The organism is Robinsoniella peoriensis (assembly GCF_000797495.1).
In the GTDB taxonomy this organism is placed as follows: domain Bacteria; phylum Bacillota; class Clostridia; order Lachnospirales; family Lachnospiraceae; genus Robinsoniella; species Robinsoniella peoriensis.
The window spans coordinates 1-18819 of record NZ_JTGN01000029.1; the positions used below are offsets into that span (position 1 = coordinate 1).

14 protein-coding genes are annotated in these 18819 nt (G+C 43.0%); 6 read left to right on the forward strand and 8 right to left on the reverse strand.

The features are described from left to right. On the reverse strand, positions 1–212 hold a 212-nt coding region (locus QR40_RS33925), incomplete at its 3' end, for an HTH domain-containing protein (RefSeq protein WP_416389867.1). 919 nt (positions 213–1131) lie between these two features. Continuing rightward, the gene (locus tag QR40_RS29205) at positions 1132–2808 is read right to left on the reverse strand and encodes an OPT/YSL family transporter (RefSeq protein ID WP_141728563.1); all 1677 of its coding nucleotides are present in this window, start codon (positions 2806–2808) and stop codon (positions 1132–1134) included. Positions 2809–3133: 325 nt separating this feature from the next. On the opposite strand from QR40_RS29205, the gene QR40_RS29210 reads away from it, so the two are divergent. From QR40_RS29210 to QR40_RS29225, 4 genes are all read left to right on the forward strand, one after another. Beyond that, positions 3134–4072 (forward strand): DUF1177 domain-containing protein, encoded by a 939-nt coding sequence (locus tag QR40_RS29210; protein WP_027293043.1) that lies wholly within the window; start codon positions 3134–3136, stop codon positions 4070–4072. A gap of 29 nt (positions 4073–4101) precedes the next feature. Continuing rightward, positions 4102–4773 (forward strand): AroM family protein, encoded by a 672-nt coding sequence (locus QR40_RS29215; RefSeq protein ID WP_044297904.1) that lies wholly within the window; start codon positions 4102–4104, stop codon positions 4771–4773. 67 nt (positions 4774–4840) lie between these two features. Continuing rightward, the gene (locus QR40_RS29220; protein ID WP_044297905.1) at positions 4841–5785 is read left to right on the forward strand and encodes an aminopeptidase; all 945 of its coding nucleotides are present in this window, start codon (positions 4841–4843) and stop codon (positions 5783–5785) included. 30 nt (positions 5786–5815) lie between these two features. Continuing rightward, a complete protein-coding gene (locus QR40_RS29225; protein WP_027293040.1) occupies positions 5816–6472 on the forward strand; it encodes an aspartate/glutamate racemase family protein in 657 nt (218 codons plus the stop codon). A gap of 18 nt (positions 6473–6490) precedes the next feature. On the opposite strand, the gene QR40_RS29230 is transcribed toward QR40_RS29225, so the two are convergent. Beyond that, complete coding sequence (locus QR40_RS29230; RefSeq protein WP_027293039.1) at positions 6491–7714, reverse strand: PucR family transcriptional regulator; 1224 nt, start codon at positions 7712–7714, stop codon at positions 6491–6493. Between the two features lie 105 nt (positions 7715–7819). On the opposite strand from QR40_RS29230, the gene QR40_RS29235 reads away from it, so the two are divergent. Both QR40_RS29235 and QR40_RS29240 read left to right on the forward strand, forming a co-directional pair. Continuing rightward, positions 7820–8362: a nitroreductase family protein gene (locus QR40_RS29235; protein WP_027293038.1), complete on the forward strand. Its 543-nt coding sequence runs from the start codon at positions 7820–7822 to the stop codon at positions 8360–8362. Next, the gene (locus tag QR40_RS29240) at positions 8355–8639 is read left to right on the forward strand and encodes a DUF6092 family protein (protein ID WP_027293037.1); all 285 of its coding nucleotides are present in this window, start codon (positions 8355–8357) and stop codon (positions 8637–8639) included. The genes QR40_RS29235 and QR40_RS29240 overlap by 8 nt, the downstream gene beginning before the upstream one ends. Before the next feature lie 68 nt (positions 8640–8707). Here QR40_RS29240 and QR40_RS29245 read toward each other — a convergent pair whose 3' ends face one another. The 5 genes from QR40_RS29245 to QR40_RS29265 all read right to left on the reverse strand — a co-directional run bounded on the left by QR40_RS29245 (position 8708) and on the right by QR40_RS29265 (position 17738). Further along, the gene (locus QR40_RS29245) at positions 8708–9985 is read right to left on the reverse strand and encodes an HD-GYP domain-containing protein (RefSeq protein ID WP_052377719.1); all 1278 of its coding nucleotides are present in this window, start codon (positions 9983–9985) and stop codon (positions 8708–8710) included. A gap of 239 nt (positions 9986–10224) precedes the next feature. Then, the gene (locus QR40_RS29250; RefSeq protein ID WP_044297906.1) at positions 10225–11358 is read right to left on the reverse strand and encodes a glycosyl hydrolase family 18 protein; all 1134 of its coding nucleotides are present in this window, start codon (positions 11356–11358) and stop codon (positions 10225–10227) included. Positions 11359–11467: 109 nt separating this feature from the next. Then, complete coding sequence (locus tag QR40_RS29255; protein WP_044297907.1) at positions 11468–13999, reverse strand: FAD-dependent oxidoreductase; 2532 nt, start codon at positions 13997–13999, stop codon at positions 11468–11470. Positions 14000–14147: 148 nt separating this feature from the next. Then, the gene (locus QR40_RS29260; RefSeq protein ID WP_027293025.1) at positions 14148–15191 is read right to left on the reverse strand and encodes a ribonucleotide-diphosphate reductase subunit beta; all 1044 of its coding nucleotides are present in this window, start codon (positions 15189–15191) and stop codon (positions 14148–14150) included. Between the two features lie 15 nt (positions 15192–15206). Further along, positions 15207–17738, reverse strand: a complete 2532-nt coding sequence (locus QR40_RS29265) for a ribonucleoside-diphosphate reductase subunit alpha (protein ID WP_044297908.1) — start codon at positions 17736–17738, stop codon at positions 15207–15209. Positions 17739–18819 lie beyond the last annotated feature (1081 nt).

The following is an 18819-nucleotide window of genomic DNA, read 5'->3' on the forward strand; positions in this document are numbered from 1 at the left end:
GCAGGATCATAGCCATGATCTGCGAGGATCTGCCGCGGAATCTCCCCTAACTGGTATTCCGAGTAAAAGATCTCCTTGAACTCCCTGGTAAAGGTTAATTGGAATTTGGACACCTTGTAGGTGTAAGGATTTTGACGAAGCAGCAGCATTTGTTCATTGGTAAAAGGGTTTTTGGTCATGGTATTCCTCCTGTTCTTAGATAAGAATACCATAAGCCAAGAGAGGTGTCTAAGCCAAAAGAGGCCTCAGCAATCATCCAAGACAGTTGTCCCAGAATCAGGGTATACCAGCAAGGCATGTCCACAATTGGGGTTCTGAAAGGTGAGGGGGTGTCCATTTATATGGAACTAATGGGAAGGGATGTCTAAAAAAATGGGAGCCCCGCTAAATGATGTGTCCACACTTATGGGTACATTATAAAATACTCAGCTCTGCTCTACGCTTCCTCCGCCCATACCAGTTTCCCACACCCATCTTTCCGAGATTCATGTTACCGCCACAAAGCTGGTTTTATCAGTAGGTTGGAACCCCTGGGCTGTGGCAGGCTGTTCTTTATTGGATGCAGCGTAGTATGTTTCGGCTGTTTATGCGTAAAAAAAGATGAAAGTTTGCTACTTTTTCTGGAATGAAGAAGCAAATTACGGTGATAAGTCCAGTTACCCTATGCTACTCGTTCTCAAGATCAGTTGCTTGACATCATTAGCTTTATGCCAATAACGTCCAGCATGCCACAACCCCAGGGTTCCATCATGCTGAGAAAACCAGCTTTGTATCAACGAATGCTATCTCGGAAAGAGAAGGGGGCGAGCCAGGACATTGATTTGGAAAGCGTATAGCAGAGCTGAGCATTTACTTACCTTCCCAGAGTGCTTTTTGGCGGATACAATTCGACTGGCTCCCATCGGATTGTAAGCGGGCAGTGAGCTGCGAAATGCATCAGGATTTCGGAGCGAATGCCCGCGTGCCGCCAAAAAGGGCTCTGGGAAGGTTAGAAAATGCCAGTTCTGCGGTAAGCCTTCCAAATCAATGTCCTGGCTCGCCCCCTTCTCTTTCCGTACACTACCTCTATATACAAAGCGTCCTTCCTCAGCTAAACCCCAATTTAAGATGAAATTCTTCCCTCTATACCATTTATTTCTTCTTCCCAAGTGCCAGCGTAGCCGTAAAGAAACTATACAAAGCCGCTCCAGCCAAAGCACCCGCACCCAAAATGGTGAGAATCTGTTCATTATTTTTATTCGCTTTTACAATAAAGTAACGGATTACTAATGCTACAATAATCGTAACTCCATTTACAGTGCTTCCAACCAGCAAGCCGGTGGCAAACAGAATACCAATCTGCTTCTTTCCGCCGATAAACTGGATTAATGCGCCTGGGAATGCCCAGATAATCAAACATTTGGCTACCTCTGAACTGGTACCTGCCTCAATTGTTGTAGCAAAAGTCTGTGCAACCGGTGCGAATAATCCCTGGTCAAAATATTTATGAGCCAGAATTGCAACCATTACAAATGCAACGGTAAATGCCAGAATCTCGCTTAAATACTGCTGCTTTCTCCCTGCTTTTTCCAGCTCCGGATCTGCTCCATTACCTCTTAATATATATCCGCATTTCAGATCATATGCCATATCTGAAAATGCAGGTCCCGTAGCAGAAGTGTAGCCGACCATAAGCGCCAGTGGTACCGGCGGAAATCCCAGCAGCAAACCTACCAGCAGGAAAATGAGCGCAGTTGCAAATCCAGGGAACCATCCGGAATGCATTGCCGAAATACCTACGATTAACTCAGATCCGATTGCTGCAAAAGCCGCATAAATAACCCAGAGAACAAATTGCGGAAATGACATCTGTGTTACCAGTCCGCTGATTACAGCCAAGAGCAGCGCTACCACAAGATATGCTATATACCCTAGTCCAAGAGCCTGTTTCATCTGGGACATACTGGTGGTAAATTTACCTGCGTTGCTTGCCTCTTTGCCTTTTCTTTTAAATAGCATCATTCCAACCTGTATGAGCGCAACAATACCTGCACCAATCATGATTCCATGAGGCATATATTTCAGCAGAGCAACATTGTCAAAGCTGTATCCTTCTCCAAACAGATTACCGGCAATGACAAAATCATGCTGAAACAGATTCAAAGAAATTGCATTTGTTTTAACGATTCCGATTACAATACTGCCGGCTCCCAAAGCTCCCATGGCAAAAAAGTCTCCAAACCAGGACACGCCAAGTAAATCCATTGGTATTCCAATCCATTTACCGACAATACCTCCTGCTGCACCTACGATTAACAGCATCGCCTTTCTGCCTTTTTCTACAACAGCCAGGATTGCCTCAGCCGCTGCAACCCCCGGCGGCCATGCGCCGGCAGCCGGAAACATCTCCGTATCAAAAGTTTTATAAAGAATCGTTGCATCGATAATTGTTGCCAGAAATACACCGATCAGCATTGGGAACATCAACTCCGGATGACCCATAAGAACAGGAATTCCGATCGGAAGTATCAAACTGTTCGCAGCTGAAAATGTGGCACCTGAAATCGCGGTCTGAATCAGGTTCTGGCTATGTACATTGCGGTATTTCTGCAGCAGCTTAATCGGTATTCTGGATAAAATAATTGCAAACAGCGCTCCAATAATCGAAGTATTGGGAGTTACACCTGTTCTTACAATCAACTCAAGCCCAATGATGGCACCTATAGCACACATAATCAGATTTAAGATCAGAATATGCGGTGAAAATGCTTTCGGGTGCTCGGATGCAGTAATCTTAATCTCTGTCTGCAGGTCTTTGTTGTCATTCATAATCGCTTCCTCCTTTTGTGTCTTTTGCACAATATAATATCCGTAATCGCAAAAGATAGTTCCTGTAAGGTTCAAAACTTTACTGTTTTAAACTCTTGAATTAATTGCCATTATATTGATTTTTTCAACAATTGTCAAGTTATTTTTATTTAATTTTCACAAATTATTTATTTTTATTTTACAATTATGAAAACCCGTACATTTTAAATCTTCTTGTGCTTAATGCACAATATACTGTCAATATTTTTGGTCACCGGATGTATCGACTTTACACTTTTTCAATGCTATACTTTTGTTAAATTTTCAAGAAAAGAGGTATCGGATTATGTTAATGAAGCAATTAATTGAAGCATTTGATATTTTAGACAGCAGCACTGTAACTGGCGGGGACGTAGCAGTATACCTGCGGGGCATTCGTCCGGATGCCAATATTGAAGTATATGAATTAAAGGGACCAAAGGGCTCTACCGATATGGTAAAAGTCAGGATTCCGGGAACCAACGGTAAGACAAAGGGGGGAACTGCTCCTACGATCGGTCTTCTTGGGCGTCTCGGCGGCATCGGGGCGCGTCCGGAACGACTGGGTTATGTTTCCGACGGTGACGGTGCTCTGGCTGTAGTAGCTCTGGCCGCCAAACTTTTAGATATGCAGAATAAAGGAGATTTTCTGGATGGGGATGTATTTATCTCCACACACATTTGCCCGGATGCGCCTACCGCCCCGCATAAACCGGTTCCATTTATGGGATCTCCGGTGGAAATGTCCCAGGTGAATCAGGAAGAAGTATCTCCGGAACTGGATGCCATCTTATCTTGTGACACTACCAAAGGAAACCGTATGATTAATACTCGTGGATTTGCCATCTCCCCTACAGTCAAGGAAGGTTACATTCTAAAAGCTTCCGAAGATCTTCTGGAGTTAATGCAGATCACAACCGGCAAACTGCCCTATGTATTCCCGCTGTCTACCCAGGATATCACACCATACGGCAATAACCTGCACCATATTAACAGTATTCTCCAGCCTGCTACGGCTACAGATGCTCCGGTAGTTGGCGTCGCTATCACGGCTGAAGTAATGGTACCGGGCTGTGCTACAGGCGCAAGCCATATCACAGATATCGAAGAAGCGGCCCGTTTTATGCTTGAAACAGCAAAAGCGTTTACCAGGGGTGAATGTGAATTTTATGATAAAAAGGAATACGAATTAATTCAGTCTCTGTATGGCTCCATGAAGCATATCCAGACACTGGGGCGCGTCTGAAAACGAAGCAGAAAGGATGTTGTGGAAATATGAAAGTTGGGGCAATCACAATCGGACAGGCACCACGGGTTGATGTGACCAGTGATATCATGGAGATATTTAATGGTAAAGTAGAATTGCTGCAAGGCGGCGGTCTGGACGGACTGACCCGCACGGAAATCGAAAAATTCAAACCGGAGGAAGGGGATTACGTATTGGTATCACGGCTCACAGACGGAAGTTCTGTTACATTTGCAGAACGGCATATACTTCCCAGGCTGCAGCAGCGGATTTATGACCTGGAAGAACAGGGTGTAAAATTCATCATGTTTTTCTGTACCGGAGATTTTCCCGATACTTTTAAATCTAGTGTACCACTTATTTTTCCATGTAAAATATTAAATCATATCGTACCGCTCCTGACGAAGACATCGAATATTATTACCGTGACTCCCTCTCCTCTTCAGGTAGCGCAATGCGAAAAGAAATGGAGAAATTATGTAAGCCAGGTCACTTCCGTCCCCGCATCTCCATACGGTGATCAGGAAACCTTAAAGGCGGCTGCATATAAAATCAGGGATATGGATGGAGATCTGGTGATTTTGGACTGCATTGGATATACACAGGAAATGAAAGAGATGTTTTCTGCGATTACAGGCAAAATGATTGTTCTTTCACGAACAATTCTTGCCCGGGTCGTTTCGGAACTGACCGATGTCTGATTCATACAGCAACCGTCTTACAATTATTTCTATTGAAGCAAATGACGCATTTAGGAGATGAATTTTTATGAGTTTAAAAGATAACGCTAAAAATATTTTAATAAACTGCCTGGATGCCAAACCGGAAGAAACGGTACTGGTAGTTACAGATGACTCCCGTTTCCTCATAGGACAGGCAATTTATGAAGCTGCAAATGAACTGGGGTGCGAATCACTGCTTCTTCGGATGAAAGAACGAAACGTATCTGGTGAAGAACCTCCAAAAGCAGTATCTGAGGCTATGAAATGGGCAGATATCGTAATTTGTCCCACTGCAAAATCCCTGACCCATACCAATGCCCGGATAGGCGCAGTAAAAAATAATGCCCGGGTGGCAACCATGCCCGGTATTACGGAAGCAATGTTCGAAAATGGAGCCATGACTGCGGATTACTCTGCTGTAGAACTTCTGACCGAAAAGGTTTCACAGCTTTTAGATCACGCTTCTACCGCCCGGCTAGAGAAAGACGACTGTATTCTCACCTTGGACCTGAAAGAAAGAAACGGTATACGAAGTCCCGGCGTCTACAGACATCCTGGCGAAAGCGGAAATCTCCCTTCCGGTGAAGCATACATCGCCCCTAACGAAAACGGTTCCGATGGCGAAATGATTATCGACGGCTCCATGGTTGGAATCGGTAAACTGGACTCTCCGCTGCACGTGAAGATAGAGAATGGAAAAGTCCGGGAAATAACCGGTGAAAAAAGTGAACTGCTTTCTATTTTATTAGAGAATGATAACAATGCCACTCTTGGTGAACTTGGAATCGGAACGAATGAAAAGGCAATCCTAAGCGGGATTATTCTGGAAGATGAAAAGGTATTTGGTACGGTACATATCGCATTTGGCACGAATACTTCCTTTGGCGGTACAAATAAAGCTGACTGCCATATGGACGGCATCATTTTAAAGCCAACCCTGTATCTGGATGATACCCTGGTAATCAAAGAGGGGATTTTTGTCATATCCTGACAGAAAAGCGAAAATAAAAAGGGAGAAAGAATGAAAAAGAATTTTAAAATTGGTCTGATACGAGTTCTGACAACCGATGATACAGAGCTTATGAATATGCATGGCCGCATAATAGAAAAAAATTTCCCAGGTCTGATCGTAGAATCAAAATGTATTCCCGACCAGCCGGAAGGTATCCACAGCCATGAACTGGAACAAATCGCCATCCCCAAAATAGTTGAAACTGCAAAAAGTTTCCATGATCCGGACATGATTATTGTGAGCTGTGCCGATGATCCCGGTGTCGCTGAAATCAGGGATGCTCTCCCCGGCATTCCGGTTACCGGGGGCGGGGAAAGTACAGCTGCCCTTGCCACAAAATACGGCGATAAAATTGCAATTCTCGGCATCGTAGACTACGCACCCAAAGCATACCTGCGAATGATACCGGAAAAAATCATTGCTGTTGAAAAACCGGAAGGTGTCAGCAGCACCCTGGACCTCATGACGGACAAAGGTCACGCTGCCTGCATGGAAGCAGCAAAAAGAATCAAAAGTATGGGTGCCCAGGTCATCGCTCTTGGCTGCACGGGGCTGACCACGATCGGCATTGCAAAAGAAATCGAACAAGAAACCGGCCTGCCGGTTGTAGATCCGGTGCTGGCAGAAGGCCTGTTTGCCTGGTTTGAAGCACTGCGCCGGAAATGACCTGCAGATAATCATGCATCAGATATAATGGCGCATTTTAAGTGCCAGTCCCAATTTAAAAAGATTATCGCTGTCATCCAAACTGTAACCGCAAAGGCTCTCTATCTTCTTAATCCGATACGCAAGTGTATTGCGATGCAGAAAAAGGGACTCTGCAGTAGTATTTCGGACACCCATATGTGCAATTAGCGTTTCCAGTGTTTCCAGGAGATGTCCTTCATTTTTCTTATCGTATTCCAGAAGCTGGCTTAAAATCCCATTGGTGTACTCTTTGTAAAACGGATCCTTGCACATGCGCTTCAGCGCCTGCTCAAACCGGATCTCTTCAATATACATGATATCGGAACTTCTGTGAAGGCGTCCGATGGAGATGGCATCCCTGGCTTCTTCATAGAGCTTGCCAAGGTCAATAAACTGCTCCGCTACGGACGATATCCCGGCGGATACCCGCAGTCCCCCCTTATCGTGAATCCTCTGGGATATTTCTGCGAATACCTGTTTCAGCATCTCCACCGTATAAGACTGGGAAAGAATGCAGGTAAAACTGTCATTTTTATTTACAACCGTACATTTCACCTGTTTCCTGCCGACAGAATCTTTAATCATATTAATGACTGCATCTTTTGTATTTTGGATATCTTCTTCATTTTTATTCTGAATGTAGGATTCAAAATCATCGATATCCATAACCACCAGACGAATAGGCGGCTTGATCCAGTTGAGGGCATTTGCCCGGTAATCCGCTTCATCCGGAATCTTGATATTACCGGTTAAAATATCAACAAAAAGATTGTTGTCCATAACCTGTGTACTGTATTCAAACAGCTTTAATTTTGTAAACTCCAACAGATTATTCTGCTTTTCTACAATCGCCACCATAATTGGATAGCTCAGCTCAATGAATGGCAGGTCATCCGGCATAAGAATCAATGGAAATCCCAGCTGCTTAGCCAGCTCCACCACAGGCTCCGGAAAGCTTTCCATAAATCTGGATTTTATTGCAAGGGCTGCTGCATCCTTTTCGTACAGAGCCTTAACGAGACTGCATAATTTATCAGCATCATCACGAAATGCATAGCCAGTTGTAATATAAAAGATATTTTTACGAATCCATGGCTCGATATCCGGCTGTTCAATGGAATCGATAAAGGAAACATCCCTGGCGAGTCCTTTTTCTCCAGCCAGGAGACGGCATCCAAGCCTGGATGCAATCTCATAAGCCTGTGCAACGGTAATTGCCATACTACACCACCTTTTTCTTTTGATGTTACATTTACTTATTCTATACCGTTTATTATACCAAGAAAAACTAGGTTTTCCCAGACTTTTTTAACAAAGGAGGTCTCTATGACTGATGATTTATTAACTTTAATGAAATCCCGACGCAGCTGCAGGCATTTTCTGGATAAAGCAGTCCCCTGCAAGCTTCTAGAAACACTGATAGAAGCCGGGCGCTTCGCTCCCTCAGCCAGTAATGTACAAGCCTGGAAATTTTGTCTGATCACAGATCCGGATCTGGTACGTAAAGTAGATCTTTTCAGCCCGGGCTTAAGCGGCAAACCTCCCGTAATCCTGGCAATCTGCTCTGACCGTGAATATGCAGGAAAACGGGGCGGAGTAGCTGCCAGCGAAATCCTTGCGACCATAGATGCCTCCATGGCAGCTGAAAATATAATGCTGGAAGCAGTTTCCCTGGGTCTTGGAACCTGCGCAATCAAATCGTTTAATAACGCCGCTGTCCGCAAACTGCTAAAGCTTCCCCCACAAATCGAAATAGAACTTCTGCTCTCCATTGGTTATCCGGATGCCGATCCCCACATTCCCCTTAGGAAACCCCTGGAAGAAATTTTATTTTACAACGAATGGAAGGAGACATGCATTAATGAATGAACAAATCAATAAAGACCGTTGTTTTGAATTATTAGTCTATCTGGTGTCCAGTGCAGCCGGATTAAAAAAAGAGCCGCATATTTACGGCTCCCTCCGTCTCATCGAAGCCTCCAGACAACTTGGACAGATCCTCGCTGATGCGGATGATACCAAAAGTGCTGCTTTTAGAGAATTGATAGATACCATTGAAAACAGTAAAAATAAATGTATGACGGATCAGGATGCTTTTTATCAAATGTTAGAAGAAGCATCGTTAAAACTGGTAGACTGCTGTTAAAGTCTCCATGAACAAAAAGGGCTGCAAACCCTTCACCCGGATTTAGCAGCCTCTTCTATAATTAAAAGTTAAATCTTTTGGCAGATCTTGCAAAGTTCTGTATATTCTATGTTCATATGGTCATAGACCTCTAAAACCGGTTTGCAGGTATTCCTCACATTTTCCATAATTTCATCAAAATGTTTAATCATAATATCTACTGTCTGATAACACAACAGCCCGTTCTCTTTCATCTCCGATAAAATACCAACAATTTTCTCTTTACCGAATGCCTCTTTGTAGCTTCGCCTTCCGTACAGCGCACTTACAATATCCGCAATTGCAACAATCCGCTCACTAAGTGTCAGATCATCGCTTTTCAACCCCCTGGGATATCCCGATCCGTCTAACTTTTCATGATGTCGTAAGGCAATTTTAGCAACTACAGGTTCAATTTCACCATTCATAATTTCTTCGGTTATATTTACATGGGTTTTCATAATTTTCATCGCCTGAGGACTCAGCTTGCCCGGATATTCCAGTATTTCAACCGGTATTCCAATTTTCCCCAGATCGTGCAGCAGAGCGCCATAATAAATTTGTGTGACCTGGTTTTCGTCAAGATCCATCAGTACAGCCAGCTCCCGGCTGATACTTGTTGTTGTAATCGTATGTATCACGGTAAACGGACTCCGAAAATCAATAGCATAGACAATCATTTTCAGATAAGTATCAATTTCTTCCTTTGCGTAAGATGGATTCCCCAGGGACATAAAAACCTCTTTAGATATATTAAGCTTTTCCTCATGATTACTTCTTAAATTCTCTAGAACATGATCTTTTTTCTCCACGTTTAAAAATAAATCGACAACTTCAGAGGAAAACTTTTTCTCACGAAAACGCTCTAAAAAATTCGTAATATCTTTCACCTCACCCGTTTGCATGCACACATCCATCCGATCCGCTAAATTCACAATCTGAGCCCATTTAATGATATCACTTTGCAAATCAGGTATCCGGATAAGCTTTTCATAATCCGTATGATGAAACAAAATTACGGATGACAGCTCCGAAAAAGGTGAAAGGTACTTCAAAAACAGGTAACCATAGATAGAATGATTCCAGACATTTCCTGTTTCGAATTGCACCATATCATTGATTTCTTCTGTTTTATATGCTCCAACATCATGTACCATCGTGAGAAAGCAGAGATCCCTTATCCTTTTTTGGTCTGAAATACCCTCTGCTTCCAGCATTTTAAGAACAATATATGCCACTCTGATTCCATGGTCCACCAGACGCTCGTCCACATGATTCAACGTCCGGCACACGATTCCCGCCATATTTTTACTGCTAATCTGTTTCATTTCACTCTCCTGCAAGCAACCTTAGTAAGTTGTTCATTTCTTTTTGTCAGATATAACTTTATTATATATGAAATTATTTATACTTACAATTAAAAACTTACAGGAGAAGTACTTTCTTTTTCAATACTTCTAATAGATAAGAGCGTATTTCAGACACGCTCTTATCTGCAGATGCTCTTGCGCATTTTTCTTATGCGCTTTATAACTATTTTCTTATTTAAAGTATCATACAACTCTGGTTATTGAATCCAGAATGTATCCGCCATCAGCAGCCAGTTTGCCCTGAAAAGCTGCATGATCTGCCAGTAACCGGCACCGACCAGACCAAATTCCTGAATCAAACCAAACTTTGCCCTTATACTTCGTACATCCTCAAACCATACTTCATGTTCTGTCCCTCCATCCATATAGTGAAAAAAAGGTGACTGCGCCACTTCATCATACTGTATCTCTACTCCATATTCGATTGCAATCCGGACAGCTTCTATATTTCCAATTGTCCGTGCTCTGGTAACTCCCCGCTCATATGGAAGCGGCCAGTCATATCCATAATTAGGGATTCCCAGCTTGATCTTTTCCGGCGGAATCTCAGTTATGGCATATTCGACGACTCTTCGCACCATATTTAGCGGGGCTACTGCCATTGGCGGGCCGTATGTGTATCCCCATTCATAAGTCATCAGCAGAACCCGGTTTGCCGCCGCTCCCAATGCCGGATAATCCTTCCCTTCATACAGCAATCCTGCCTGGTCTGCAGATGTCTTAGGTGCCAGGGCTACCGAAACCTGGTAGCCCAGTGCATTAAAAAAGCCAACAGCATTTTGCACAAATCTGGTAAAAGCGTCTCTGTCTTCAGCCAGGATATATTCAAAATCAATATCCAGACCCTGATATCCCTTTTCTGCCATAACAATCCGAAGATTCTCGAACAGCTGCTGCTCGGCAGCCGGATTATTAACAACAGCTGTGATGAGATTATTATTAAACTGCCCATCTTCCCCAAAAGGCGTTAAGGTCAGGATTGGAATTGTTCCAGACTCAATCGCCATCATAATCACCCAGGTATCATCCATGACAGGTGGAACCAGTTCTCCCTGACTTGTAAACCCATAAGAAAAAATCGCTATTTCCGTCAAATAGGGAAGGGTCTGTGCCAGAACCCAGGGACTTATAAAAGGATATGCATAACCGTTAGATACAATTTCCCGTCGATCCGCATTTTCATTTACCCCCGGCATCAAAAGCGCCTGGCCAACAGCAAGCTGATATGGATACTCCAACTGATTGTTATATATCAATGCATCCAAGGATGCTCCATATCTGGATGCTATCGTATTCACACTATCTCCGCTTTGAACTACATATATCCACATTTTATTATTACCTTACACTTTATCATAATTAATATATGAAAAAGTCCCGTAAGCGTTTGAGTTTACGGGACTGAATATTATGATCCATCAGAAATTAATGATTTGGATTTCAAAACATTTCTTTGAAATTAGTGTGTTCCTCTATCTGTGCCGTCACTTTAACCATCTTGGAAGTATCCCCCAGTAAAATCGCTCCGCACAATCTGTTATTTGAAAAATAATATTTTTCATAGATCATCTTCATGGGATCTTTGAATTCTACTGTTTTGTATTTTATATCCGGATTCTTGCCATTATCACCAATGGCAAATAAAGCCGTATCCATTCCATGAAATGTTAAAGCTGCATTTACGGTCTCATAAGCAACGCTGTCACCTGCTGCATTGGCTCCGGCTACTTTACCCATCTCCAGTGCCTGAGGCCAGATGGCGTAATTGATGCCTTCGTACTGGGCGCAGTCACCACAAGCATAAATATCTGTAAGATTGGTATGCATTTTTTCATCCACTACAATCGCACGGTCTGTCTGTATTCCTGCTTCCTGGGCAATCTTTGTATTGGCTCTTACACCTGCTGAGACAATAACTAACTCTGCCGGTATCACTTCACCGCCAGCCAGGCGAACTCCTGTAACGGCACCTTCACCTTCAATTTCTTCCACATTTGCTCCGATACGGATATCCATTCCTTTATCCAGTATGATATCCTTCAGCATATCACCGGCTCCTGTATCCAGTTGTCTGCCCATTAACTGATTTGCCACTTCTACAATGGTTACCCGGCATTTTGCTTTACTCAGTTCCCATGCGGCTTCCAGCCCCAGGACACCTCCTCCGATCACGACAGCATGTTTCACATTCGGAAGCATTTTTCCGATCTTAACTACATCTGACAGTCTTCGGATTGCAACTACCTGTTCCTTATCATGTCCTGGAATTGGAGGCACAAAACATTCAGAGCCAAGGGCATAGATGCATTTATCATATTTTAGTTTTAACCCATCGGAAAAAGCGACTTCTTTTGCCTGGGTATCGATACTTTTTACTGTTTTATCCAGTACATTAATTATATTCCTGTCCTGGTACCACTTTTCATCATGAATTGCAAGCTGTGGCGGGTTAAAAGATGCCAGCATAGATTTCGTAAGCATTGGACGGTTATAGCTTAGTACTGATTCATTGGATACCATTACGATAGAACAGGTCTCGTTCCTTTCCCGGATAGCTTCTGCTGCACTCACTCCTGCTGCGCCATTACCCAGAATTAAGTAGAATTCACTGGTATTGTTCTTGTAACTTACTTCATCAACCTCTACCGGAACAAAATTTTCTTTTCCAACTCCGCAGACCGGGCATATCTCTATTCCTTCTTCAAAAATTTCACCGCAAACCAGACATTTTACCAGCTTCTTTTTCGCTGATTTTTCCTTTGTCCTGGGATTTTCTTTATCCAGCAGCACACATCCGAAATCATAGCCATAATCGTAAGCTTCAATCAGATCATTTTTTCCAGGCTTAAATTTAATCTTCAGACCATCCACAACTTTCATGCGCAGTTGTTTCAAACGCTCCACGATGTGGCTGACACCTTCTCCGCTCCAGCCAAAGCTGCCAAAGGCACTAGCCAGTTTACCGCCATGAGTACATGCGAACATGGAAGTGGTCAGATCCCAGATCGGCTTAAGTGCCTCTCCTACAATAGTTGGTGTTCCAAATAAGATACCATCCGCAAATCCGATATCCGCAAGGACTTCATCTTTATCTGATGTCACCATATCATGCAGATGTACATCTATCTTGCCGCTTTCCCGGATTCCTTTCGCTATTTCTTCCGCAATTTCCGCCGTATATCCATAGGCGCTCACATATGGGATTACCACTGTTTTCTGCTGATTTGGATTGATTACGGTACTCCATTGCCGATAAGTATCCATGATTTCTTGAATATTACAATCCAGAACCGGTCCATGTCCTGTGCAGATCATATCAATATCCAGATTTTCTATTCTATTCAATGCTTTTAACATGTACGGCTTAAAAGGCCCGATTATATTATCAAAATAATATTTAAGTGCTCTCATATAGCCATCTTCATCCGTAACCTGGCTGCGCAGAACACCGTCAAAAGTATAGTGGCTTCCAAAAGAGTCGCAGGTTACCAGCACTTTGTCTTCTGCTATATAAGTATACATCGTATCCGGCCAATGCAGGTTTGGCAGAATCATAAAATGAAGGGTCTTATCTCCCAGGGAAAGGGTGTCATTCTCCTTCACTGCAATGCTGTAGAAGTCCCGGTTTACAATGTTTTTTAGAAAACTGATGGCTACAGCAGTACCAACAATTTTAATATTCGGATTCATTTCTATCAGTTTTTCCACACTGCCGGCATGGTCCGGTTCCGTATGATCCACTATAATATAATCAATCTTATTGATATCCACCAGCTGCTCTAACTCTTCGAGATAAGTGTCAAAAAATTTAAACTTTGCAGTCTCAAACAAAGCTGTCTTTTCGCTGCCTTTTATCAGATATGAATTATATGTGGTTCCAAACTCCGTTTCCATTATAATATCAAAGACTCTCAGATCCTTGTCTTTAATTCCGGTCCAATATAAATTTTTCTTTAATTCTAAAGTCTCCATACTACACCTCTCCTTTGCGATTGCATTTTATATCTGCTATTTTAACACATATTCCAGTCTAAATATATGCTTTCGAAAAATTTAAGAATACTGCCCAGCGTATTTGAAAATGCTCCCAATCCGGTCCTGACACGCTCTGGATAGTATACTAAAGGTCGTCCACAAGTGCTGTACTTTTGGCATAGGCTGTGCTTCTGGCCTCAAAGAAATCTGTCTTTATCAGATTTGCATTGCTGTACTGGCTCACCCAGGACATACTTGCAGGCTCTTCATCATGTCCTTCATACAGCTTTTTAAAACCAAGATTGGTACAGCGCAGATTCCCGAGATATTTAATATAATCCGTGATCATTTCTTTGGTAAGTCCTGGTATTGCATCTCCGATCACGTAATGTCCCCAGCGGATTTCCTGTTCGCAGCCTTCCCGGATCATCTCACGGTACACATCTACTTTTTCATTAGTGAACAATCCCGGCTCTTCTTTTTTTAACTCCAGAATTATGTTCCGAAACAACCACAGATGTGTATTTTCATCCCGGTTAATGTAACGGATTTCCTGTGCAGAACCGGGCATCTTATGATTTCTTCCTAAATTATAGAAAAACATAAATCCACTGTAGAAATACACGCCTTCTAAGATATAATTGGCTACTACCGTCTTTAAGAATGTATCGGAATCTTTTTTCTTCTGGAATTCGTTATAAAGCTCCCCGATAAAGGTGTTTCTTTCCAGAAGGTAAGCATCGTTTTTCCACTGGTATAGCACCTCATTCCTTTTCTGGGGTTCGCAAATGGTATCCAGCATATAGCTGTAACTCTGGCTGTGTACCGCTTCCTGAAATGCCTGTATGGATAGGCACAGATTTACCTCATTTGCCGTAATATATTCTGCAATTGCAGGCAGGTTCGCTGTCTGTATACTGTCCAGGAATACCAGAAAGGACAGTATTTTATCATAGGCACGGCGTTCCTTGGCTGGCAGACCCGGATAATCTTTCACATCTACGGTCAGATTAATTTCCTCCGGTACCCAAAAATTATTCATCGCCTGACGGTACCAGTCACTGACCCATCCATATTTCATATTATTAAAATCATTCAAATTGGTTGTATTTCCGTTAATCATCCTCCGGTTTCTTACGTCAATATCTCCTTCGGGATTAAATAACGGCTTTTTTCTTAATTTTTCCATGCTGCAAACTCCTCCTTAACTGGAACATACTTCACATTCTTCTACCTCCAGGCTTTTGGAGCGTATATAATAAAGTGTCTTTACCTCATTTTCCCAGGCTGAAATATAGAGGTTCAATACCTGTCGAAACGTGTAGTCATTTGTAATATACAGGTTTACACTCTGTGCCTGGTCAATATGCCGCTGCCGGATACCGGCTGCCCTCACTGACCATTCCTGATTAATATAGTGTGCATTTTTATAGAGCCAGAATGTTTCATAAGATAAATCCGGAGCAACTCTTGGCATAAGCCCGCTCTTTTTCTCTTCTAAAAAATACCGGTTCATAATGGGATCCACGCCTGCAGTTGTCCCTGCAATGATACTGGTGCTGCTGGTGGGAGCCACAGCCATAAGATATCCGTTTCGTATTCCCTGCTTACTAATACTATCTTTGAGTTCCATCCACCGCTCATCCGAATAGCCGCGCTTAGCAAAATAGGATCCGTTATCCCAGTCACTCCCTTTAAAATAAGGATAGGCACCTTTTTCTTCTGCTATTTTTCCGCTTGCCTTAATTGCAGCAAAATTAATATTTTCAAATACCTTATCTACAAAATCCAGATGAGCTTCCGTCTCCCAGCCGATTCCGTTTTTCGCCAGCATATGATGATATCCGCTGACTCCCAGTCCGATAGCACGGTAACGCTGATTGTTGATCTTCGCATAGGGGACCGGATAAAAATTAAGATCGATAACATTATCCAGGGCGCGGACTGCGCTTTCCACAATCTCCTCTAAAGCAATCTTATCGGTAACTTCTATATTCCCCAGAGACAGACTTGCCAGATTACATACTACGTAATCCCCCGGTTTCGTTACGGAGACAACTACCGTTTCACCATCTATGACTTCAACCCGCTCTTCTACCTGCTCTACGGGGCTCATGTTCTGGGCGATTTCCGTGCAGAGATTACTGCAATAGATCATGCCTTTATGTTTATTGGGATTCTTATCATTTACCTGATCTCTGTTAAAAGTAAAAGGCGTTCCTGTCTCTACCGCACTTTTAATAATGAGGCGGATCAGTTCTTTCATGGGAATTACCCTTTTATGAATCCGGTAGTCTTCCACACAGGATTGGTATTTTCTTTCCCATTCATCTCCAAAACTGTCTTCCAGTGAATACCCTTTAACGGTAAGTATTTCGTGAGGGCACATCAGGTACCAGTCCCCTTCGATATCCTCTTTTGCCTTTTTCCAAAATAAATCCGGATAGCAGACTGCCGGAAATACATCATGGGCTTTCATGCGGTCATCCCCATTATTTGTTCTCAGGTTCAGGAACTCAGGCAGGTCTTTGTGCCATGCATCCAGATAAACTGCAACTGCACCCTGACGGACTCCCAGCTGGTCTACTGCTACTGCCGTATCATTTGCAAGCTTAATCCAGCGGATGACGCCCCCTGCCGCCCCTTTAAATCCCCGTATTGTGCTCCCTGCTGCTCTGACTTTTCCAAAATACAGTCCCATGCCGCCGCCAAATTTACTGACCTGGGCAAAATTGTCTATACTTCGGTAAATTCCTTCCAGGCTGTCCGGAACCGTGTCAATAAAGCAGGAAGAAAGCTGATGATAAGGCTTTCTGGCATTAGATATGGTTGGAGTTGCCATGGTAACCTGCAGCGTACTCAGCATATCATAAAACCGTTTCACCCAATCACTTCGCCCTGTCTTCTCCTGCATTCCAAGGTGCATGGCAATTCCCAGAAACATTTCCTGCGGTGTCTCCAGCGGAGCATTGGAGCGGCTTAGGATCACATAACGGTTTAGCAAAAGCTCTAATCCGGAATAGGTAAAGAGCTGATTGCGTTCATCCACTAAATATGTTTCAAATAAATCTATTTCTTCTTTACTATAGTGTTCTAATATATAACTTCCATATAGATCTTCCCTTGTCAGATAAACAATCTTTTCATAAAAACTATTCAGATTGTATTCTTCCATCTGTACGGTAAGTTTCTTTTGAAACTGCAGCATCAACAGGCGCGCAGCAATAAACTCCCACTTGGGAGCTTCCTGTGTGGTAAGTTCTACTGCCGCTTTCGTCAGCATTGCCAGTTTCTCTTTCAAGCGCATATCTGGTTTCTGAAATGCCAGAAATTTAGCCAGAAGATGTTCCAGACTGTACGGCAGATCCATGTAGGATTTCTGAACATCCTTCAGCACAGAATCCAGTGCCTGAAATTCCATAAAATATGTCATAATGCTCTGCCTTGCTGCCCGTTCCCGGCTGCGTTCATTCCGATACAGTATAAAGCTTTTCAGTGCACCGTAATAATTCATTTCTGTCAATGTAATCTCAATCTGGTCCTGAATCATCTCTACCTGAAGAGGTACCCCTTTTTCTACCAGCTCCATAACTTTCACTTCAACAGACGCCGCTATCTTCTCCAAAATTTTATCCGTGCACTCCTGATTCACACTTAAAAAAGCAAGTCTGATTACATTCTTTATTTTATCCAGGGTATAATCTTCCGACTGCCCATTCCTTTTCAAAATCTCCATATTCAGTAACCTTCCGCATTCATTATTTAGTATTAGTTATCATTACTATAATGATACTAGCACAATATATAGCATTTTGCAATTATTTTATTTCTACATTTAGTAGATCTTAAGCTTAAAATTTTATACACGGTGTAGATTGAACAATTTCATCTTAAATTGGGGTTTCGCTGATTAAGGACGCTTTGTAGATGTAGGTAGTGTACGGAAAGAGAAGGGGGCGGACCAGGATATTGGTTTGGAAGGCTTACCGCAGAACTGGCATTTTCTAACCTTCCCGGAGCACTTTTTGGCGGCACGCGGGCATTCGCTCCGAAATCCTGATGCATTTCGCAGCTCACTGCCCGCTTACAATCCGATGGGAGCCAGTCGAATTGTATCCGCCAAAAAGCACCCCGGCAAGGTAAGTAAATGCTCAGCTCTGCTATACGCCTTCCAAACCAATATCCTGGTCCGCCCCCTTCTCTTTCCGGGATGCAGTTTATTGATACAAAGCTGGTTTTCTCAGCATGGGGGACCCTGGGGTTGTGGCATGCCGGACGTTATTGGCTTTGATCACATAAAAACCAATAAACCAGCTGGATGTTATCATTCTGAACTGTCTCTAAATTCTACTACAGTATATTTATGGTTATAGTACCTACATCCAGTTAAGTCTGTGATCAGGAAAGTAGGTAAAATTTCGTCTTATCATCCCTCTTTCACACTGAACTGCCGTAACACACTCTGCTGCATCCAAAAACGAATAGACCGTCACAGCCCAAGGGTCTCCACCAGGCTGAGAAAACCAGCTTTGTATCAACGAATGCTATCTCGAAAGATGGGTGTGGGAAACTGGTATGGGCGGAGGAAGCGTAGAGCAGAGCTGAGTATTTTATAATGTACCCATAAGTGTGGACACATCATTTAGCGGGGCTCCCATTTTTTTAGACATCCCTTCCCATTAGTTCCATATAAATGGACACCCCCTCACCTTTCAGAACCCCAATTGTGGACATGCCTTGCTGGTATACCCTGTTTCTGGGACAACTGGCTTGGATGATTGCTGAGGCCTCTTTTGGCTTAGACACCTCTCTTGGCT